The sequence below is a fragment of the Caulobacter rhizosphaerae genome (genome assembly GCF_010977555.1).
GTDB lineage: Bacteria > Pseudomonadota > Alphaproteobacteria > Caulobacterales > Caulobacteraceae > Caulobacter > Caulobacter rhizosphaerae.
This window is the reverse complement of record NZ_CP048815.1, coordinates 3,178,309-3,195,878: the sequence shown is the minus strand read 5'-3', so window position 1 is coordinate 3,195,878 and position 17,570 is coordinate 3,178,309. Positions and strand designations below refer to the sequence as shown.

The window sequence follows — 17,570 nt, the reverse complement described above, 5'->3', positions numbered from 1 at the left end:
TATGGCCGCCGAACCCGCCGACATCACCGTCACCCGCCTTGTCTGGGCCGACCGCCTTCTCGACCAGGTGGAGACGCCCAAGGGGGCCCTGCGCATCACCCTGGGCTTGGGCTCGGGCCTGGCCCGGCGAGCCTGCGATCCGCCGGGCGTCGTCTGGGCGATCGGGGATCGTGGTCCCAACATCAAGGTCGGGGCGGCGGTCGAGGATCACGGCCTGGCGTCGCTGTCAGGCCTGGCCGAGCTCGAAGGAGCCAAGATCATGCCGCACCCGGCGATCGGGCCGACGCTGGCCCAGCTTCGGGTCGAGGCCGATAGGGTCGTCTGTCTCCAGACGCTGCCGCTGCGCGACGCGACGGGCGCGGCCTTCGACGGTCTACCGGGACCCGGCGGCGACCTGGCGGCGATGGAGCCCGCCTTCGACCTGTCGGGCGCCCCGCTGGCGCCCAGCCTGTCCGGCGGCGACACCGAGGGGATCGTGGCCCTGGGCGACGGCACCTTCCGGGTGGCCGACGAATACGGCCCCTCGATCCTGGTCGTGGGCGCCGACGGCGTGGTCGTGGCGCGCTGGGTCCCGAAAGGCGACGGCGCGGCCCTGGTCGGCGCGGCCTATCGCGTGGAGGACGTGCTGCCGGCCCTGTCGGCCCGCCGGCGCCTGAACCGGGGCTTCGAAGCCATTGCCCTGTCGCCGGACGAAACGCGGCTGCACGTGATCCTGCAAAGTCCGCTGGCGGCCAAGGACGAGGTCACGGCCGAAGGGCGTGGCCGCGCCCGCCTGTGGACGCTGGACGCCCGGACCGGCGCGCCGCTCGCCGAGCATTTCTATCCGTTCGACGCGCCGGAGACGTTCCGGCGTGACGCCGAGACTGGACCGGTGGGGCCGGAGGACCTGAAGATCTCGGAGGCCGTGTCGCTGGGCGGCGACCAACTGCTGGTCCTGGAGCGGATCTCCCGCACCTCGAAGCTCTATCGCGTGACGCTGGACGCGCCGGTCCTGACCAAGACCCTGGTGCTGTCGACCGATGACTGGCCGCAGATCGACGCCGACCTGGAAGGCCTGGCCCTGCTGTCGGACCGCGACCTGCTGCTCAGCACCGACAACGACTTTGGGGTCGAGGGCCGGGAGACGGCGTTCTTCAGGGTCAGCTTCCCCGCCCCGCTCGCCGACGGCGAGCAGGTCGCGGGCGGAGGGGGAGCCCCATGGTGAAGATCCTGGACCGCCGGGCGCTGAACCGGGCGCTGCTGGCGCGCCAGCACCTGTCGCGGCGCGCCGACCTGTCCGTGCCGGAGGCGCTGGAGCGGCTGATCGCCCTGCAGGCCCAGTCCGCCCAGGCGCCGTATTTCGCGCTCTGGACCCGGCTTAAGGCCTTCGCGCCGCAAGACCTGTCCGAACTGTTGGAAGACTTCAGCCTGGCGCGCGGCACGCTGATGCGCGGCACCCTGCACATCGCCGCCGCCGAGGATTTCGCGGCGATCCGGCCGCTGATCCAGCGGGGCCTGGATCGGTTCCTGACCGAAGGCGGCGTGTACGGTCGCGCCTTGGCCGGGCTGGACCAAGCCGAGATCACGGCGGCGGCGCGCGAACTGCTGCGGCGCGGACCGCTGACCGCCGCCGAGCTTCGCGACGCCTTGGCTGCGCGCTGGCCGGGGCGCGATCCGCAGGCCTTGGCCATGGCGGCCCGCATTCACCTGCCGATGCTGCAACTACCGCCGCGCGGGCTATGGGGGCGGAGCGGCCAGCCGACGCTGGCGGCAATGGAGGATCGGTTGGCCGCGCCCAAGCGCGGCTTCGCCTTGGCCGACCTGGTGCGGCGCTACCTGGCGGCGTTCGGGCCCGCCAGCGTCGCCGACGCCCAGACCTGGCTGGGCCTCAGTCGCCTGGCCCCCACGTTCGAGTCGCTCCGCCCGCTCCTGGCGGTTTTCCAAGGTGAGGACGGGGTGGATCTGTTCGACCTCCCCCACGCCGAGCGCCCGCCGGGCGACGCCGAGACGCCCCTGCGGTTCCTCGGCGAGTTCGACAACGTGCTGCTGGCCCACGAGGATCGGACGCGGATCATGTCGGCGGATCACAAGCGCCGGCTCTACACGCCCAACGGCATCCTGCGGGCGACGGTGCTGATCGACGGTTTCACGGCCGGGCGGTGGCGCATCGAGGACGGCAAGACGGCGTCGGTGCTCCACGTCGACCTGTTCGCCAAACCGACCAAGGCTGTCGCCACCGCCCTGGCGGACGAGGGCGAGCGCCTGCTGGTCTTCGCCGCCAAGCACGCCGGCGGCGAAGTCCGGATCGAGGTCGCCGAGACCTAGGCCGCCAGCGCCTCTAGCGCGGCGGCCGCGTCGCGGGCGGCCTCGTCGGCGCGGATCGCCGCGCCCAGGGTCTCGGCGGCGGCCTTGAACGCCGGCTCGTCGAGCAGGCGACGCACGGCGGCGGCGATCTGGTCGGGGCCGGCGTCGGCCGGCAGGGTCAGGCCGGCGCCGCGATGGGCGACGCGGGCGGCGTTGTCGTGCTGGTCGCGACCCATCGGCAGGCACAGCAGCGGAACCCCGGCCATCAGCGGCCTCAAGGTCGAACCATGGCCGGCATGGGTGACGAACAGGGCCGCGCCCTTCAGCAGATCGCCGTGCGAGGCGCTGCGAACGACGGCGACATTGTCCGGCGCCGCGAACTCGGCCGGATCGATGGTCGGGCCGGTGGTGACCACGCCGCGCACCGGCAATCGGCCCAGGGCGGCGAGGATCGCGCGCAGCACCGGCTCCTGCGCCTGGTAGAGGCTGGAGAACGACACCACCACCAGCGGCGCGTCGCCGGACGGCGTCGGGAACGGCTCGACCCAGGCCGGATCGGCCAGGTAGGGCCCCACATGGACGAAGGGGGCGGGCAGGGGCTCGGGGGCGAAGTCGAAGGCCTTGCTGGTCGCCAGGAGGACGGCCTTGGCGACGTCGAGTTGTCCGAACAGGTCGCTCAGGGGCGGCAGACCCAGAGCGGCCCGGGCGGCGTTCAGGTCGGGCAGGCCGGCCTGGAAGAAGCTTCGGCCCATCTGGCCAACCATGGCGTGCATGGCCCGTTCCTCGTCGCTGGTCGCCGGCAGCATGCCGGCCCCGAACGGCGGCGCGCCAGGCATCGTCGGCAGCGACCAGATGTTGGCGGCCAGCAGGGCCAGAGGCAGGCCGCGGGCCTCCGCCGCGGCCATCGAGCCCAGCAGCAGTTCCTGCGACACCACCACGTCCGGCCCGAAAGCGTCGATCGCCGCCAGGGTGTCGTTGGCGTAGGCGAGGGCGGGGCCGGCCATCACCCGCTCAAGCAGGCGGTGGATCACGGCCAGCGGATTGTCGGCCTCGTGGTCCTTCAGCCGGTCGTCGTCGCGAGTCTTGCCGGTCTGGAAGGGCGCGGTGGTCCAGGCGCGGAACGGCACGCCCAGGGCGGCGGCGTCGGGCGCGTTGCACGGGTCGCTCAGCGTCAGCACGGCGTGGCGGCGGGCCGCCAGGTCGCGGGCGACCGACAGCATGGGCTGCACGTGGCCGCCGCCTTCCCAGGTGGTGAACAGATAACGCGCCATCAGGGACCCTCGACCGCCTTCGCATCGCCTGCCTACGCGGTCCGAACGAGCCTTGCCATAAGCGATCAAAGTGATATCACTTTGAAATCAACCCTGGAGGACTCCATGTCCGACGCGCCGAACATCAATCGCTCGACCGAACGCCCCTATGGCGGGATCGGCGGCGGGCTGCCGCTGATCTCGCTTCCGGTAATGCTAGCCGCCGCCGTCTGGGCCTTCTCGACGGGCGGCGTCGCCGGTCCGGTCGGCGGCGCGGTCCTGATCGTGCTCTTCCTGCTGACCAGCTGCGGCTTCTATGCGCTGCAGCCCAACGAAGCCTATGTCGTCACCCTGTTCGGGACCTATGTCGGCACCGACCGGCGGACCGGCCTGCGCTGGGTGCTGCCCTGGTACGGCCGCAAGAAGATCAGCCTGCGGGTGCGCAACGTCACCAGCGAAACCCTCAAGGTCAACGACAAGCGCGGCAACCCGGTCGAGATCGCCGCCAACATCGTCTGGCGGGTGTCGGACACCGCCCAGGCCCTGTTCGACGTCGACGACTATGCTGCCTTCGTGCACATCCAGATTGAGACGGCGCTGCGCGAGACGGCCTCGCACTACGCCTACGACCACGACGACAGCGGCGAACCGACCCTGCGGTCGGACGCGGACCATGTAAGCGAGCGCCTGCGGACGGACCTGCGGGGGCGCACCGCCGTGGCCGGCGTGTCGATCGACGAGACGCACCTGATGCACCTGGCCTACGCGCCCGAGATCGCCGGTTCGATGCTCAAGCGCCAGCAGGCCGAGGCTGTGCTGGCCGCCCGCCGCACGATCGTCGCCGGCGCGGTCGGCATGGTCGAGAACGCGCTGCAGCAGCTCAGCGAGCGGGACGTCGTCGTCCTGGACGATGAGCGCAAGGCGGCGATGGTGTCCAACCTGCTGGTGGTGCTGTGCGCCGACCGCGAGGCCCAGCCCGTGGTCAACACCGGCACGCTGTACGGCTGATCCGTTGGCCGCGTCTCCATCCGATGCGTCGAAAGGCGGGCGCCGCGCGTTCCTGATGCGCGTACGCCCCGAGGTGCTGGCCGCCGTCGAAACCCTGGCGGCGGCCGAACTGCGCAGCGTCAACGCCCAGGTCGAAATGCTCCTGCGGGAAGCGCTCTCGCGGCGGGGTGCGTTGCGGGCGCTGGACACCGCTCCAGCTTCGGAGGAACCTCCGTCCCCGTGAGTGTCTTAAGGCTCTGCGACCGTGTCGGCGGGAGCGGCTGACAAGCGAGGTTCCGGCGTGATGGATTTGAGGTTTGATCGGCTCTCGGCGTTCAACGAGGCAGAAGAACCCCTGTTCAAGGCGGTCCGGCCCGGCGGAAAGCCGGTCAGGCTGGTCGACACCACGATGCTCTATGCGCCCCGTAGCGGCGGGGTTCGGCGCTATCTGAACTCCAAGCGGGCCTGGATCGCGGCGAATCGGCCCCAGGTTCGGCACACCCTCGTGGTGCCCGGCCCCCGGGATGCTCACGACGGGCACGGACGGGTTTCGATCTATGCGGCGCCTCTGCCGTTCGGCGACGGCTATCGCTGGCCGGTGGTCAAGAACGCCTGGATGGAGCGACTGATTCGTCAGCGGCCGGACATCATCGAGGCCGGCGATCCGTACACGCCGGGATTGGCGGCCCTGAAGGCGGGCGACGCCCTGGGCGTGCCTGTGGTGGGTTTCTGTCACACCGACCTGGGCGCGCTGGCGGCGCTGCACATCGGCGAATGGGCCGAAAAGCCGGTGCAGAAGCGCTGGGCGGCGATCTACCGCCAGTTCGATCAGGCCGTGGCCCCCAGTCAGTTCATCGCCGGCCGGCTGATCGAGGCGGGCGTCAAGAACGCCATTGGCCTGCCGCTGGGCGTCGACACCGACATCTTCAATCCTGGTCGCGGCGATCGCGAAGCCCTGCGCCGCCGTCTGGGCCTGACCAGCCGCCATCGGATCCTGGTGTTCGCCGGCCGTCCGGCCAAGGAGAAGAAGCTGGACGTGCTGGTCGAGGCGGTCGAGCGTCTGGGCGACCCCTATGTGCTGCTGTTCGTGGGGGCGGGCGCCGGCGCGCCGCCCAGCGACCGGGTGATCTGCATGGACTACCAGCGTGATCCCCAGAGCCTGGCGGCGGTGCTGGCCGGCTGCGACGCCTTCGTCCACGCCAACGACAACGAGCCGTTCGGCCTGATCGTGCTGGAGGCCATGGCCTGCGGCCTGCCGGTGATCGGCGTGGCGGCCGGCGGCGTGGCCGAATCCGTGGATGAGACCGTCGGGGCCCTGGCCACGGCGTCGGAGGCCCGCGCCTTCGCCGAAGCGGTCGAGGCGGTGTTCGCGCGCGACGTTTCGGCCCTGGGTCGCGCCGCCCGCCAGCGCGCCGAGCACCGGCACGGCTGGGACCCGGTCTTCCGCAAGCTGTCGGCGATCTACGGCCGACTCACCGGCTGCACCGCGTTCGAAGACGCGCCGGAACCCGCGGCCGAGCTGGTCGGATGGGCCTAGGCTGACCTAAGCGGCCGCTTTCGTCAGCGCGCCGCGCACCTGAGCCAGGATCTCGTAGGATCGTTTCCGCGCCGCATGGTCGTGGATCTGCGAAGCGGCCATCAGTTCGTCGGCGCCGGTGAGGTCCAGCACCTTCTGGATCTTGGCGCGGACCGTGTCGGGCGCGCCGATCGCCGAATAGCGGAAGGTGTGGTCCAGTCCCGCGATCTCGGCGTCCGAGGCCACATCGCGGATGTCGTCCACCGGCGGCGGCAACAGGCCCGGATTGCCGCGCCGCAGGGCCACGAACTGCTGTTGGCTTGAGGTGAACAGGCGGCGGGCCTCGTCGTCGCCGTCGGCCGCGCAGACCCCGATGCAGACCAGGACATAGGGCTGGGCCAGCGCTTCGGACGGCTTGAAGGTGCGCCGATAGATGGCGATCGCCTCCATCAGCTGGTCGGGCGCGAAGTGGGCGGCGAAGGCGAACGGCAGGCCCAGGGCGGCGGCCAACTGGGCGCTGTAGGTGCTGGAGCCGAGCAGCCACAACGGCACGTCCTGGCCCTCGCCCGGCACGGCGCGCACCGACTGGCCGGGCTGGGCCGGCTGGAACCAGCCCTGCAGCTCGACGACGTCCTGAGCGAAGCTGTCCACCGCGCCCATGTAACGGCGCAGGGCCCGCATGGTGGCCTGGTCAGTGCCCGGCGCGCGACCCAGACCCAGGTCGATTCGGCCGGGATGGAGGGCCGCCAGGGTGCCGAACGCCTCGGCCACCATCAGCGGCGCGTGGTTGGGCAGCATGACCCCGCCCGAGCCGACGCGGATGGTCGAGGTGCCGGCCGCCACGTGGCCGATGACCACGGCGGTCGCGGCGCTGGCGATTCCCGGCATGTTGTGGTGCTCGGCCAGCCAATAGCGGTGATAGCCCAGCCGTTCGGCATGGCGGGCCAGGTCCAGGCTGTTTTGAAGCGCCTGGCCGACGGTGGTTCCTTGCGGGACGGGGGCCAGGTCGAGGACGGAAAAGGGCAGGGGATGGGCGTGCGACATGCACGCTAGATCGGAACGCGGAAGGCGAACCTCAAGACGATCGGTTCGTTCTAGCCGGGCCGCCGGGATCGGTGCAGGAGTCGCCGTGGATCGTTTCGCCTGAAGGGCGACCAGGAACGGAGACCGTCATGGCGTTGAAATGCACCCATCTGGACCAGATCCAGGATGTGACGCCCGGAACGGCCGGCTGCGAGGAGTGCCTGAAGACGGGCGATTCCTGGCTGCACCTGCGGCTGTGCCGGACCTGCGGGCATGTCGGCTGCTGCGACCAGTCAAAAAACAAGCATGCGACCAAACATTTCAAGGCCACCGCCCACCCGATCATCGAGGGCTACGACCCGCCCGAGGGCTGGGGCTGGTGCTATGTCGACGAGGAGTTCTTCGAATTCGACGCGCCGACTCCGCACCCGGGACCGATTCCGCGATTCTATTGAGGCGCGGCGAGTCCATGGCCTGACCGCGAGGACTGCAAGGAGAAGGGGAAGTGGCGCGAATGACGGGACTTGAACCCGCGACCTCCGGCGTGACAGGCCGGCGCTCTAACCAACTGAGCTACATCCGCGTCGGGCGCGAACCAATGTCCGGCGCGGTCGTTCCATAGACTGCCTGGCGGTGGGAAGCAGCCAACTTCAGGGAAGGTGGCGCGAATGACGGGACTTGAACCCGCGACCTCCGGCGTGACAGGCCGGCGCTCTAACCAACTGAGCTACATCCGCATCAGGCTCCGCCGAAGCGAAGTGCGACCCGCCGTGCGGCGAGGGGCGTCTGATATGTCGGGCCGATGGGCGTGTCAACGGCCATGTCGCGGAAGCTGTGAGTGAATGCCAGTTGCGACCGTTTCTCAATGTGTCCGAGGCGTTTGAAGCGCTGGCGACACTGAGCTACAACCCGCTCGATTCAAGCCAAGGGCTGTCATGAACGCCTTCCTTCTCCAGTATCTGCCGATCGTGATCTTCCTAGGGATCGCGGCGGTCATCGGCATCGCCTTCATCCTCGCCGCCGCCGTGCTCGCCCCCAAGGCGCCGGACCCGGAAAAGCTGTCCGCCTACGAATGCGGCTTCAACGCTTTCGACGACGCGCGCATGAAGTTCGACGTCCGGTTCTACCTGGTCTCGATCCTGTTCATCATCTTCGACCTGGAAGTGGCCTTCCTGTTCCCGTGGGCCGTTTCGCTGATGAAGCTGCCGCACGACGTGGCCGCCTTCGCCTTCTGGTCGATGCTGGTCTTCCTGGGCGTTCTGACTGTCGGCTTCATCTACGAATGGAAGAAGGGCGCCCTCGAATGGGAGTGATCGTTCCCCCCAACAGCGCGGCCCCCAGCTCCCCGCTCGTTCCCGCGGGCTCGGCCGCGCGGTCGACGGTGCAGGGCTATGACCCCAAGCTGCACGACCCCTATTTCGACGGCCTGTCGGGCCAGCTGGCCGACAAGGGCTTCGTCACGGCCGCCGCCGACGACCTGATCACCTGGGCCCGCACCGGCAGCCTGATGTGGATGACCTTCGGCCTGGCCTGCTGCGCTGTCGAGATGATGCACTCGGCCATGCCGCGCTACGACCTGGAGCGCTACGGCTTCGCGCCGCGCGCCAGCCCGCGCCAGTCGGACGTGATGATCGTCGCCGGCACCCTGACCAACAAGATGGCCCCGGCTCTGCGCAAGGTCTACGACCAGATGCCCGAGCCGCGCTACGTCATCTCGATGGGCAGCTGCGCCAACGGCGGCGGCTACTACTATTACAGCTACAGCGTCGTGCGCGGCTGCGACCGGATCGTGCCGATCGACATCTATGTTCCCGGCTGCCCGCCCACCGCCGAGGCCCTGGTCTACGGCGTGCTGCAGCTGCAGAAGAAGATCCGTCGCACGGGGACGATCGAGCGATGACCGACGTTGTCACCACCGAAGCGGTCCTGTCGCCGCTGGAAGCCCTGGGCCAGGCGATCGTCGCCAACTCGGCCGGCGCGATCACCGCGTTCCACGTGGCGTTCGGCGAACTGAACCTGCTGGGCCCGTCCAACCGCGTGGTCCAGGCCCTGACCTATCTGCGCGACCATCCCGACTACCGGTTCCACCAGCTGGTGGACCTGACGGGCGTCGACTATCCGGAGCGCGAGCGCCGGTTCGACGTGGTCTATCACCTGCTGTCGCTGGTGAAGAACCATCGCGTGCGGTTCAAGGTCCAGACCGACGAGGACACCGCCGTTCCCAGCGCCACGCCGGTGTTCCCGGTCGCCGACTGGTTCGAGCGCGAAGCCTTCGACATGTACGGCATCTTCTTCGACGGCCACCCCGACCTGCGGCGGATCCTGACCGACTACGGCTTCCACGGCCATCCGCTGCGGAAGGACTTCCCGATGACGGGCTATGTCGAGGTCCGCTACGACGACGAGCTGAAGCGCGTGGTCTACGAGCCCGTGAAGATCACCGAGTTCCGCGCCTTCGACTTCCTGTCCCCGTGGGAGGGCGCCAAGTACGCCCTGCCGGGCGACGAGAAGGCCGAGAAGCGGGCAGGGGACGCGTAAGAGTCATGACTGGTTCCAATTCCCCCGCCGCCGCGACCGACTTCTTCCACGAGACACCGCCGTCGCTGCCTGCCGTGCCGGAAACCCCGGTGCGCAAGTTCAACATCAACTTCGGCCCGCAGCACCCGGCCGCGCACGGCGTGCTGCGCCTGGTGCTGGAACTCGACGGCGAGATCGTCGAGCGCGTCGATCCGCACATCGGCCTGCTGCATCGCGGCACCGAGAAGCTGATGGAGGCGCGCACCTACCTCCAGAACATCCCGTACTTCGACCGCCTCGACTACGTGGCGCCGATGAACCAGGAACACGCGTTCTGCCTGGCCATCGAGAAGCTGCTGGGCGTGGACGTGCCCAGGCGCGGCAGCCTGATCCGCGTGCTGTTCTGCGAGATCGGCCGGGTGCTGAACCACCTGCTGAACGTGACGACCCAGGCCATGGACGTCGGCGCCTTGACGCCGCCGCTCTGGGGCTTCGAGGAGCGCGAGAAGCTGATGGTGTTCTACGAGCGCGCCAGCGGCGCTCGCCTGCACGCCAACTATTTCCGTCCGGGCGGCGTCCACCAGGACCTGACCCCCTCCCTGATCGACGACATCGAGACGTGGGCGAAAGCCTTCCCGAAGATCTGCGACGACATCGAGGGCCTGATCACCGACAACCGCATCTTCAAGCAGCGCAACGTCGACATCGGCGTGGTCAGCAAGGAAGACGCCCTGGCCTGGGGCTTCTCGGGCGTGATGGTGCGCGGTTCGGGCATCGCCTGGGACCTGCGCCGCAACCAGCCCTACGAGTGCTACAACGAGTTCGAGTTCGACATCCCGCTGGGCAAGAACGGCGACTGCTACGATCGCTACCTGTGCCGCATGCAGGAGATGCGCGAGTCGACCAAGATCATCCTTCAGGCCATCGAAAAGCTGCGCGCCACGCCCGGCCCGGTGCTGACCGAGGACAACAAGGTCAGCCCGCCGCGCCGGGCTGAGATGAAGCGGTCGATGGAAGCCCTGATCCATCACTTCAAGCTCTACACCGAAGGCTTCCGCACGCCGGAAGGCGAGGTCTATGCGGCCGTCGAGGCGCCCAAAGGTGAGTTCGGCGTCTACGTGGTCAGCAACGGCACCAACAAGCCCTACCGTTGCAAGATCAAGGCGCCCGGCTTCTCGCACCTGGCGGCCATGGACTGGATGAACCGCGGCCACCAGCTGGCCGACGTCTCGGCCATCCTGGGCTCGCTCGACATCGTGTTCGGCGAGGTGGATCGGTGAGTCTCGAAACCATCGCCCTCGAAAAAGTGGCCCAGGCCCAGCTCGACGCCTACAACGTCCAGGACCTGGACGCCCACTGCGCGCATTTCACCGACGACGTCGTAGTCGCCGGCCTGAACGGCGAGGTGGCGCGCACGGGCATCGAGGCCTATCGCGCCTGGTACGCGGCCGCGTTCGCGCAGTTCCCGAACAACAAGGCCAAGCTTCTCAACCGCATCGTGGTGGGCGCGAACGTGATCGATCACGAGCACGTCGACCGCGGCAACGGCGACGCGCCCTTCCAGGTCGCCGCCATCTACACCTTCAGGGGCGACAAGATCGCCCGCGTGGATTTCGCACGATGAGCGTTCGTCGCCTCGCCAAGGAACAGCCGGCCAGCTTTGCGTTCTCGACCGAGAGCCAGGCCAAGGCGGACTGGTGGAAAGCCAAGTACCCCGCCGAGCGCAAGCAGTCGGCGGTGATCCCGATGCTGTGGCTGGCCCAGAAACAGGAAGGTTGGGTTTCCGAGCCCGCGATCCAGGAGATCGCCCGCCAGCTTTCGATGCCGGTCATCCGCGTGCTGGAGGTCGCCACCTTCTACGTGATGTTCCAGCTGCAGCCGGTCGGCAAGGTCGCCTTCGTCCAGCTGTGCGGCACCACGCCGTGCCAGCTGCGCGGCGCGCTGGACCTGAAGGCCGTGCTGAAGGCCAAGATCGGCGAGGCCCACGCGGTCTCGGCCGACGGCAAGTTCAGCTGGGAAGAGGTTGAGTGCCTGGGCGCCTGCTGCAACGCGCCGATGGCCGCCATCAACGACTATTATTACGAGGACCTGACGCCGGAGAGCCTGGCCCAGATCCTCGACGACTTCGCCGCCGGCAAGTCGCCGCAGCCGGGCAGCTACGAAGGCCGCGGCGCGTCGGAACCGAAGGGCGCGATCCACACCCTGACCGATCCGAAGCTGTACGACGGCTCGCTGGCCAAGAAGATCAAGATCCCGAACCTGCCCGAAAAGCCGAAGAAGGCCCCGAAGACGGAGCCGGCGGCCTGATGAACCAGCTTTCGCCCCAGCCGAACCTTGTGAAGACGAGAGCCTTCCAGCTCGCGCTCGTCTTCAACTGGGCGTGCATGGGCGCTGGGGTGTGGACGTACCTGACGTTCAATCAGGAACTTCCCTTCGTGCTGATCATCCTGCTGGGCGGCATGCCCATGCTTTTCGTGATCCTGCGCTACACCGGACGGATCAAGGCCGAGAGAGCGGCCGCCGCCAGGTCCAACCCGAAGATCGTCGAATGAATCCCGCCGACGCCATCCAGAAGAAGCGCCTGACCACGATGTTCGCCATCGACGTGGTCTGCTTCGTGCTGGCCGGCGCGGCGGTCATCGGCTACGTCGCGGCCGGCATCGGCTGGCTGGCGCCGGTGTTCATCGGCGCCATCGCCGTCGGCCTGGGCGCGCAGATCTGGTTCATCCTGGGCTGGATGAAGGCCGCCAAGCGGGACGGGGAGGGCAAGGCGTCGTGACCGACGATCCCCAACTCCTGGCCAAGCGCGTGGCCTATGTGAAGGCCATCCGGGGTCTTTACCGCAACGAGCGCATCGCCGGCCTGGTCGGCTCCCTGGTCGGGGCGATGCTCCTGATCTGGGGCCGGATGGGCCAGGGCGCGCCCGCCTGGGCCGTTCCGGTCGCTTTCCTGGTGATCGGCGCCGCCTGGTCGCTTTTCGCCTATGTCATCATTCGTCGGACGCGCTATGTGCGCGCCCATCCATTCGATCCGCAAAGCTGAGTCATGGTCGGTATCCTCGAAGACAAGGACCGCATCTTCACGAACCTCTACGGTCTCCACGATTGGGGCCTCGAGGGCGCGAAGAAGCGCGGCTGCTGGAATGGCACCAAGGACATCCTGGACGCCGGGCGCGACTGGATCATCGACAACATGAAGAACTCCGGCCTGCGCGGCCGGGGCGGGGCGGGCTTCGGCACCGGCCTGAAGTGGTCGTTCATGCCCAAGGAAGTGAAGGACGGCCGTCCGCACTACCTGGTCGTCAACGCCGACGAATCCGAGCCGGGCACCTGCAAGGACCGGGAGATCATGCGGCATGATCCGCACCTCCTGATCGAAGGCTGCCTGATCGCCTCGCGCGCCATGCTGGCCCACGCCTGCTACATCTACATCCGCGGCGAATACGTCCGCGAGCGCGAAGTGCTGGAAGCCGCCATCAAGCAGGCCTACGAGGCCAAGCTGATCGGCAAGGACAACGTCCACGGCTGGGACTTCGACCTCTACGTCCACCATGGCGCCGGCGCCTATATCTGCGGCGAAGAGACCGCCCTGCTGGAAAGCCTGGAAGGCAAGAAGGGCCAGCCGCGCCTGAAGCCGCCGTTCCCGGCCGGCGCGGGCCTGTACGGCATGCCGACCACCGTCAACAACGTCGAGAGCATCGCCGTCGCCGGCACGATCCTGCGTCGCGGCGCGTCTTGGTTCGCCGGCTTTGGCCGCCCCAACAACGCCGGCACCAAGCTGTTCTGCGTCTCGGGCCACGTGAACCTGCCCTGCAACGTCGAAGAGGCCATGAGCATCCCCTTCCGTCAGCTGATGGAAGACCACTGCGGCGGCATCCGCGGCGGTTGGGGCAACCTGAAGGCCGTGATCCCGGGCGGCTCGTCCGTGCCGATGATCCCGGCCGAGCAGTGCGAAGACCTGCCGATGGACTTCGACGCCCTGCGCAACCTGCGCTCGGGCCTGGGCACCGCCGCCGTGATCGTCATGGACAAGTCCACCGACCTGGTCCGCGCCATCGCCCGGCTGAGCTACTTCTACAAGCACGAGAGCTGCGGCCAGTGCACGCCGTGCCGCGAAGGCACCGGCTGGATGTGGCGCGTCATGGAGCGCATGGCCACCGGCGAGGCCGATCCGAAAGAGATCGACACCCTGCTGGACGTCACGACCCAGGTCGAGGGTCACACCATCTGCGCCCTGGGCGACGCGGCCGCCTGGCCGATCCAGGGCCTGTTCCGCCACTTCCGCCACGAGGTGGAGGAGCGGATCGCATCCTATCGTAGCGGTCGCCTGCACGTGCAGGGCGCCAAGCTGATCGCGGCGGAGTAAACGATTATGGCAATCGCCAAGGTCAACGGCGTCGAGGTCGAGTTCGAGCCCGGCATGACGGTTCTGCAGGTGGCGGAACTGGCCGGGGAGGAGATCCCGCGCTTCTGCTATCACGAGCGCCTGAGCATCGCCGGCAACTGCCGCATGTGCCTGGTCGAGGTGAAGCCCGGCCCGCCCAAGCCGCAGGCGTCATGCGCCCTGCCGGCCGCCGAGGGCCAGGAGATCTTCACCAAGACCCCGATGGTCAAGAAGGCCCGCGAAGGGGTGATGGAGTTCCTGCTCATCAACCACCCGCTGGATTGCCCGATCTGCGACCAGGGCGGCGAGTGCGACCTGCAGGACCAGGCCATGGGCTATGGCCGCGACGACAGCCGCTATGAAGAGAACAAGCGCGCGGTCGAAGAAAAGGCCATGGGCCCGCTGATCAAGACCGTGATGACGCGCTGCATCCAGTGCACGCGCTGCGTCCGCTTCATCACCGAAGTCGCCGGCTCGCCGGAGATTGGCCTGATCTCGCGCGGCGAAGACGTTGAAATCACCACCTATCTGGGTGCGGCGGTGACGTCGGAGCTCAGCGCCAACGTCATCGACCTGTGCCCGGTCGGCGCCCTGACTTCCAAGCCCTACGCCTTCGAGGCGCGGCCCTGGGAGTTGAAGAAGACCGAGAGCGTCGACGTCATGGACGCCCTGGGCTCGGCCATCCGCGTCGACGCCCGCGGCAATGCGGTGCTGCGCGTGCTGCCGCGCGTCAACGAGGACGTCAACGAAGAGTGGATCTCCGACAAGACGCGCTACGCCGTCGACGGCCTGCAGCGCCAGCGTCTGGACCGTCCGTACGTCCGCGTCGGCGGCAAGCTGCAGCCGGCGTCGTGGGCCCAGGCCTTCGCCGCGGTCGCCGCCAAGATCAAGGCCGCTGCGCCGGAGCGCATCGGCGTGATCGCCGGCGATCTGCAGGACGCCGAAAGCCTGAAGGCGACCAAGGATCTGTTCACCGCCCTGGGCGTGAAGAACCTCGACGCGCGTCAGGACGGTTCGGCCCTGGGCTACGGCCCGCGCGAAAGCTGGCTGTTCAACTCGACGATCGCCGGCATTGAAAACGCCGACGTGGTGCTGTTCGTCGGCGCCAATCCGCGCCTAGAGGCCCCGGTTCTCAATGCCCGCTTCCGCAAGCAGTGGATCGCCGGCAAGACCCGCTTCGGCGTGATCGGCCAGCAGGCCGATCTGACCTTCGACTACGACTATCTCGGCGCGGGGACCAAGACCCTGTCGGGCCTGGCCAAGGCCAAGAACGATTTCGTCACCGCTCTGAAGAACGCCCAGCGTCCGGCGATCATCATCGGCCAGGGGGCGCTCAGCCGCGCCGACGGCGGCGCCGTGCTGAAGGCCGCCGCGGCCGTCGCCAAGACCTTCGGCGTGGTGCGTGATGGCTGGAACGGCTGGAACGTGCTGCACGCCGCCGCCGCCCGCGTGGCCGGCCTGGACCTGGGCTTCGTTCCGGGCGAGGGCGGCCTGTCGACGGCGGAGATGCTGAAGCCGGGCGCGCTGGACGTGCTGTTCCTGCTGGGCGCCGACGAGTGCGAGACCGCCGCCTCGGACGCTTTCAAGGTCTATCTGGGCACCCACGGCGACGCCGGCGCCCACAAGGCCGACGTCATCCTGCCGGGCGCCGCCTACACCGAGAAGAGCGGCCTCTATGTGAACACCGAAGGCCGCGTCCAGATGGGCGAGCGGGCGGTGTTCCCCAAGGGCGAGGCCAAGGAAGACTGGTCGATCCTGCGAGCCCTGTCCGAGCACCTGGGCGCCAAGCTGCCCTATGACAGCCTGGACCAGCTGCGCGCCAAACTGTTCGCCGAGCACCCGACCTTCGGCCAGATCGACTACGCTCCCGGTTCGGTGGCCACGTCGTTCGACCTGTCGGGCCTGGGCGGCGCGGGCGAGCTCTCGGACGCGCCCTTCGAAAGCTCGATCAAGGCCTTCCACCTGACCAATCCCATCGCGCGCGCCAGCGTGACCATGGCCGAATGCGCGGCCACGGCTTCCGGCGCCGCCAAGATCGCGGCGGAGTAGGCCGGTGAGCGAATTCTTCTCCAACCCCGCCGTCACCTGGACCCTGCTGACCACCGGCGGGATCCTGCTGGTCGTGATCTGGGTGCTGCTGAGCCTGGCCTTCCTGCTGCTGGCCGACCGCAAGATCTGGGCCGGCGTGCAGATGCGCAAGGGTCCCAACGTGGTGGGTCCGTTCGGCCTGCTGCAGTCCTTCGCCGACTTCTTCAAGTTCGTGCTGAAGGAGATCATCATCCCGGCCGGCGCCGACAAGGTGATCTTCCTGCTGGCCCCGCTGCTGAGCCTGGTCCTGGCCTTCGTCGGCTGGGCCGTGGTGCCGTTCGCGCCGGGCTGGGTGGTCTCCAACCTCAACGTCGGCATCCTGTACCTGCTGGCGATGAGCTCGCTGGGCGTCTACGGCATCATCATGGGCGGCTGGGCTTCGAACTCGAAGTACCCGTTCCTGGGCGCGCTGCGTTCGGCCGCGCAGATGGTGTCGTACGAAGTATCGATCGGCCTGATCATCATCACGGTGATCCTGCTGGCCGGCACGATGAACCTGACCTCGATCGTCTCGCAGCAAGGCGGCTGGATCTGGAACTGGAACGTGTTCGGCGGCGCTGGCCTGAAGAACATCATCCTGATGCCGGTGATGGTGATCGCCATGGGCATGTTCTTCATCTCGGCGCTGGCCGAGACCAACCGCCCGCCGTTCGACCTGCCCGAAGCCGAATCCGAACTCGTGGCCGGCTACCAGGTCGAGTACAGCTCGACCCCGTACCTGCTGTTCATGGTCGCCGAATATTCGAACATCGTCCTGATGTGCGCGATGATCAGCGTCCTGTTCTTCGGCGGCTGGAACCCGGGCTTCCCGACGGGCTTCCTGAGCGCCTGGCCGACCTTCTGGGCCAATCTGTTCCTGGCGGTCGTGTTCTTCGCCAAGATCGTCTTCTGGTTCTTCATGATCGCCATGGCCAAGGCCATCGTGCCCCGCTACCGCTACGACCAGCTGATGCGCCTGGGCTGGAAGGTCTTCCTGCCGATGTCGCTGGTGCTGGTGATGCTGGTTTCGGCCTGGCGCGTTTTCGGGCTGCAGGTGTGATCGCCGGGAGGACATACCTGGCGCTCGCCGGTCTCGCCCTGGCCCTGACCGGCTGCGCGACCGACGGCGCGGCGCCGGCCAAGGCGTCCTATTCGCTGGGGCGCGGCACGGCTAGCTACGATCAGCTTCGCCGGGACAGCGAGAAATGCGTCGCCGACGGCGGCAAGATCGAGGCCAAGCAGGACGGGGGCGACCCCACCCAGCTTTCGAACTACACCTGCGTCATCCCAAGGGGCGGAAAATGACACGGACGGCGCGCTGGACCGGATTGATCGCGATGATCGCCTTGTCCGGGTGCGCCACATGGGAACATCCGCGCGGCCTCCCGCCGCCGCGGACGGGGTCCCTGGACGAACAGGTCGAGGCGCGCCAACAGGCCGACGCCAAGGCCAAGGAATGCATCATCCGGCAGTCCATCCGCCGGGAACAGATCGAAGCGGGCAGGGACGTGCGTCCCTTCCCAAAAGAGAAGTGTTAGGAGAGC

At 68.3% G+C, this 17,570-nt stretch carries 22 protein-coding genes and 2 tRNA genes; 20 read left to right on the top strand and 4 right to left on the bottom strand.

The genetic code is table 11. From position 1 onward, the window contains the following. Window position 1 precedes the first annotated feature (1 nt). Together G3M57_RS14590 and G3M57_RS14585 are read left to right on the top strand one after the other, a co-directional pair. Window positions 2-1,204, top strand: a complete 1,203-nt coding sequence (locus G3M57_RS14590; RefSeq protein ID WP_163231341.1) for an esterase-like activity of phytase family protein — start codon at window positions 2-4, stop codon at window positions 1,202-1,204. Beyond that, the gene (locus G3M57_RS14585) at window positions 1,198-2,304 is read left to right on the top strand and encodes a winged helix DNA-binding domain-containing protein (RefSeq protein ID WP_163231339.1); all 1,107 of its coding nucleotides are present in this window, start codon (window positions 1,198-1,200) and stop codon (window positions 2,302-2,304) included. The genes G3M57_RS14590 and G3M57_RS14585 overlap by 7 nt, the downstream gene beginning before the upstream one ends. Here G3M57_RS14585 and G3M57_RS14580 read toward each other — a convergent pair. Then, on the bottom strand, window positions 2,301-3,554 hold the full coding sequence (locus tag G3M57_RS14580) for a glycosyltransferase (RefSeq protein ID WP_163231337.1): 1,254 nt from the start codon (window positions 3,552-3,554) through the stop codon (window positions 2,301-2,303). The genes G3M57_RS14585 and G3M57_RS14580 overlap by 4 nt on opposite strands. A gap of 105 nt (window positions 3,555-3,659) precedes the next feature. On the opposite strand from G3M57_RS14580, the gene G3M57_RS14575 reads away from it, so the two are divergent. The 3 genes from G3M57_RS14575 to G3M57_RS14565 are packed head-to-tail and all read left to right on the top strand — an operon-like array spanning window position 3,660 to window position 6,057. Beyond that, window positions 3,660-4,541, top strand: a complete 882-nt coding sequence (locus G3M57_RS14575) for an SPFH domain-containing protein (RefSeq protein WP_163231335.1) — start codon at window positions 3,660-3,662, stop codon at window positions 4,539-4,541. Between the two features lie 55 nt (window positions 4,542-4,596). Beyond that, entirely contained in the window at window positions 4,597-4,764 is a 168-nt protein-coding gene (locus G3M57_RS14570; RefSeq protein WP_230983803.1) for a type II toxin-antitoxin system antitoxin, read from the top strand. 60 nt (window positions 4,765-4,824) lie between these two features. Then, a complete protein-coding gene (locus tag G3M57_RS14565) occupies window positions 4,825-6,057 on the top strand; it encodes a glycosyltransferase family 4 protein (protein WP_163231333.1) in 1,233 nt (410 codons plus the stop codon). Between the two features lie 6 nt (window positions 6,058-6,063). On the opposite strand, the gene G3M57_RS14560 is transcribed toward G3M57_RS14565, so the two are convergent. Beyond that, window positions 6,064-7,080, bottom strand: coding sequence for an LLM class flavin-dependent oxidoreductase (locus tag G3M57_RS14560; protein ID WP_163231331.1), 1,017 nt, complete (start codon window positions 7,078-7,080; stop codon window positions 6,064-6,066). Between the two features lie 128 nt (window positions 7,081-7,208). On the opposite strand from G3M57_RS14560, the gene G3M57_RS14555 reads away from it, so the two are divergent. Continuing rightward, entirely contained in the window at window positions 7,209-7,514 is a 306-nt protein-coding gene (locus tag G3M57_RS14555; protein WP_028037645.1) for a UBP-type zinc finger domain-containing protein, read from the top strand. 51 nt (window positions 7,515-7,565) lie between these two features. On the opposite strand, the gene G3M57_RS14550 is transcribed toward G3M57_RS14555, so the two are convergent. Together G3M57_RS14550 and G3M57_RS14545 are read right to left on the bottom strand one after the other, a co-directional pair. After that, window positions 7,566-7,642, bottom strand: a tRNA-Asp gene (locus G3M57_RS14550). Between the two features lie 77 nt (window positions 7,643-7,719). Further along, window positions 7,720-7,796, bottom strand: a tRNA-Asp gene (locus G3M57_RS14545). Window positions 7,797-7,994: 198 nt separating this feature from the next. On the opposite strand from G3M57_RS14545, the gene G3M57_RS14540 reads away from it, so the two are divergent. From G3M57_RS14540 to G3M57_RS14475, 14 genes are read left to right on the top strand one after another with little or no spacing between them, the layout of a single operon-like run. Beyond that, complete coding sequence (locus tag G3M57_RS14540) at window positions 7,995-8,372, top strand: NADH-quinone oxidoreductase subunit A (RefSeq protein ID WP_028037644.1); 378 nt, start codon at window positions 7,995-7,997, stop codon at window positions 8,370-8,372. Continuing rightward, complete coding sequence (locus G3M57_RS14535; RefSeq protein ID WP_156402050.1) at window positions 8,342-8,959, top strand: NuoB/complex I 20 kDa subunit family protein; 618 nt, start codon at window positions 8,342-8,344, stop codon at window positions 8,957-8,959. Before G3M57_RS14540 ends, G3M57_RS14535 begins: the two co-directional genes overlap by 31 nt. After that, entirely contained in the window at window positions 8,956-9,597 is a 642-nt protein-coding gene (locus G3M57_RS14530; RefSeq protein ID WP_056750027.1) for an NADH-quinone oxidoreductase subunit C, read from the top strand. Before G3M57_RS14535 ends, G3M57_RS14530 begins: the two co-directional genes overlap by 4 nt. A gap of 5 nt (window positions 9,598-9,602) precedes the next feature. Beyond that, on the top strand, window positions 9,603-10,856 hold the full coding sequence (locus G3M57_RS14525) for an NADH-quinone oxidoreductase subunit D (protein ID WP_056750030.1): 1,254 nt from the start codon (window positions 9,603-9,605) through the stop codon (window positions 10,854-10,856). Between the two features lie 11 nt (window positions 10,857-10,867). Then, window positions 10,868-11,200, top strand: a complete 333-nt coding sequence (locus G3M57_RS14520) for a nuclear transport factor 2 family protein (RefSeq protein WP_056751473.1) — start codon at window positions 10,868-10,870, stop codon at window positions 11,198-11,200. Then, window positions 11,197-11,883, top strand: a complete 687-nt coding sequence (nuoE, locus tag G3M57_RS14515) for an NADH-quinone oxidoreductase subunit NuoE (RefSeq protein WP_163231329.1) — start codon at window positions 11,197-11,199, stop codon at window positions 11,881-11,883. The genes G3M57_RS14520 and nuoE overlap by 4 nt, the downstream gene beginning before the upstream one ends. Then, window positions 11,883-12,128 (top strand): hypothetical protein, encoded by a 246-nt coding sequence (locus G3M57_RS14510; RefSeq protein ID WP_163231327.1) that lies wholly within the window; start codon window positions 11,883-11,885, stop codon window positions 12,126-12,128. Before nuoE ends, G3M57_RS14510 begins: the two co-directional genes overlap by 1 nt. Continuing rightward, window positions 12,125-12,355, top strand: a complete 231-nt coding sequence (locus G3M57_RS14505) for a hypothetical protein (protein WP_028037637.1) — start codon at window positions 12,125-12,127, stop codon at window positions 12,353-12,355. Before G3M57_RS14510 ends, G3M57_RS14505 begins: the two co-directional genes overlap by 4 nt. After that, a complete protein-coding gene (locus tag G3M57_RS14500) occupies window positions 12,352-12,618 on the top strand; it encodes a hypothetical protein (protein ID WP_056750037.1) in 267 nt (88 codons plus the stop codon). Before G3M57_RS14505 ends, G3M57_RS14500 begins: the two co-directional genes overlap by 4 nt. Window positions 12,619-12,621: 3 nt before the next feature. Beyond that, window positions 12,622-13,941 carry an NADH-quinone oxidoreductase subunit NuoF gene (nuoF, locus tag G3M57_RS14495; RefSeq protein WP_056750039.1) on the top strand — a complete coding sequence of 440 codons (1,320 nt, stop codon included), beginning with the start codon at window positions 12,622-12,624 and terminating at the stop codon, window positions 13,939-13,941. Between the two features lie 6 nt (window positions 13,942-13,947). Continuing rightward, window positions 13,948-16,008: an NADH-quinone oxidoreductase subunit NuoG gene (nuoG, locus tag G3M57_RS14490; protein ID WP_163231325.1), complete on the top strand. Its 2,061-nt coding sequence runs from the start codon at window positions 13,948-13,950 to the stop codon at window positions 16,006-16,008. A 4-nt stretch (window positions 16,009-16,012) separates the two neighbouring features. Beyond that, window positions 16,013-17,086 (top strand): NADH-quinone oxidoreductase subunit NuoH, encoded by a 1,074-nt coding sequence (nuoH, locus tag G3M57_RS14485; protein WP_163231323.1) that lies wholly within the window; start codon window positions 16,013-16,015, stop codon window positions 17,084-17,086. Continuing rightward, window positions 17,083-17,331, top strand: coding sequence for a hypothetical protein (locus G3M57_RS14480; protein ID WP_056750046.1), 249 nt, complete (start codon window positions 17,083-17,085; stop codon window positions 17,329-17,331). Before nuoH ends, G3M57_RS14480 begins: the two co-directional genes overlap by 4 nt. Further along, window positions 17,328-17,564, top strand: a complete 237-nt coding sequence (locus G3M57_RS14475) for a hypothetical protein (RefSeq protein ID WP_230983804.1) — start codon at window positions 17,328-17,330, stop codon at window positions 17,562-17,564. The genes G3M57_RS14480 and G3M57_RS14475 overlap by 4 nt, the downstream gene beginning before the upstream one ends. The last annotated feature ends 6 nt before the right edge of the window (window positions 17,565-17,570 follow it).

Bases quoted from the DNA above. Each gene is read 5' to 3' on its own strand.
- G3M57_RS14505 (WP_028037637.1), top strand. From the start codon at position 12,125: ATGAATCCCGCCGACGCCATCCAGAAGAAGCGCCTGACCACGATGTTC.
- G3M57_RS14585 (WP_163231339.1), top strand. From the start codon at position 1,198: ATGGTGAAGATCCTGGACCGCCGGGCGCTGAACCGGGCGCTGCTGGCG.
- G3M57_RS14565 (WP_163231333.1), top strand. From the start codon at position 4,825: ATGGATTTGAGGTTTGATCGGCTCTCGGCGTTCAACGAGGCAGAAGAA.
- G3M57_RS14560 (WP_163231331.1), bottom strand. From the start codon at position 7,080: ATGTCGCACGCCCATCCCCTGCCCTTTTCCGTCCTCGACCTGGCCCCC.
- G3M57_RS14540 (WP_028037644.1), top strand. From the start codon at position 7,995: ATGAACGCCTTCCTTCTCCAGTATCTGCCGATCGTGATCTTCCTAGGG.
- G3M57_RS14475 (WP_230983804.1), top strand. From the start codon at position 17,328: ATGACACGGACGGCGCGCTGGACCGGATTGATCGCGATGATCGCCTTG.
- nuoF (WP_056750039.1), top strand. From the start codon at position 12,622: ATGGTCGGTATCCTCGAAGACAAGGACCGCATCTTCACGAACCTCTAC.
- G3M57_RS14530 (WP_056750027.1), top strand. From the start codon at position 8,956: ATGACCGACGTTGTCACCACCGAAGCGGTCCTGTCGCCGCTGGAAGCC.
- G3M57_RS14525 (WP_056750030.1), top strand. From the start codon at position 9,603: ATGACTGGTTCCAATTCCCCCGCCGCCGCGACCGACTTCTTCCACGAG.
- G3M57_RS14510 (WP_163231327.1), top strand. From the start codon at position 11,883: ATGAACCAGCTTTCGCCCCAGCCGAACCTTGTGAAGACGAGAGCCTTC.
- G3M57_RS14590 (WP_163231341.1), top strand. From the start codon at position 2: ATGGCCGCCGAACCCGCCGACATCACCGTCACCCGCCTTGTCTGGGCC.
- G3M57_RS14555 (WP_028037645.1), top strand. From the start codon at position 7,209: ATGGCGTTGAAATGCACCCATCTGGACCAGATCCAGGATGTGACGCCC.
- G3M57_RS14535 (WP_156402050.1), top strand. From the start codon at position 8,342: ATGGAAGAAGGGCGCCCTCGAATGGGAGTGATCGTTCCCCCCAACAGC.
- G3M57_RS14580 (WP_163231337.1), bottom strand. From the start codon at position 3,554: ATGGCGCGTTATCTGTTCACCACCTGGGAAGGCGGCGGCCACGTGCAG.
- nuoG (WP_163231325.1), top strand. From the start codon at position 13,948: ATGGCAATCGCCAAGGTCAACGGCGTCGAGGTCGAGTTCGAGCCCGGC.
- nuoE (WP_163231329.1), top strand. From the start codon at position 11,197: ATGAGCGTTCGTCGCCTCGCCAAGGAACAGCCGGCCAGCTTTGCGTTC.
- G3M57_RS14575 (WP_163231335.1), top strand. From the start codon at position 3,660: ATGTCCGACGCGCCGAACATCAATCGCTCGACCGAACGCCCCTATGGC.
- G3M57_RS14570 (WP_230983803.1), top strand. From the start codon at position 4,597: ATGCGCGTACGCCCCGAGGTGCTGGCCGCCGTCGAAACCCTGGCGGCG.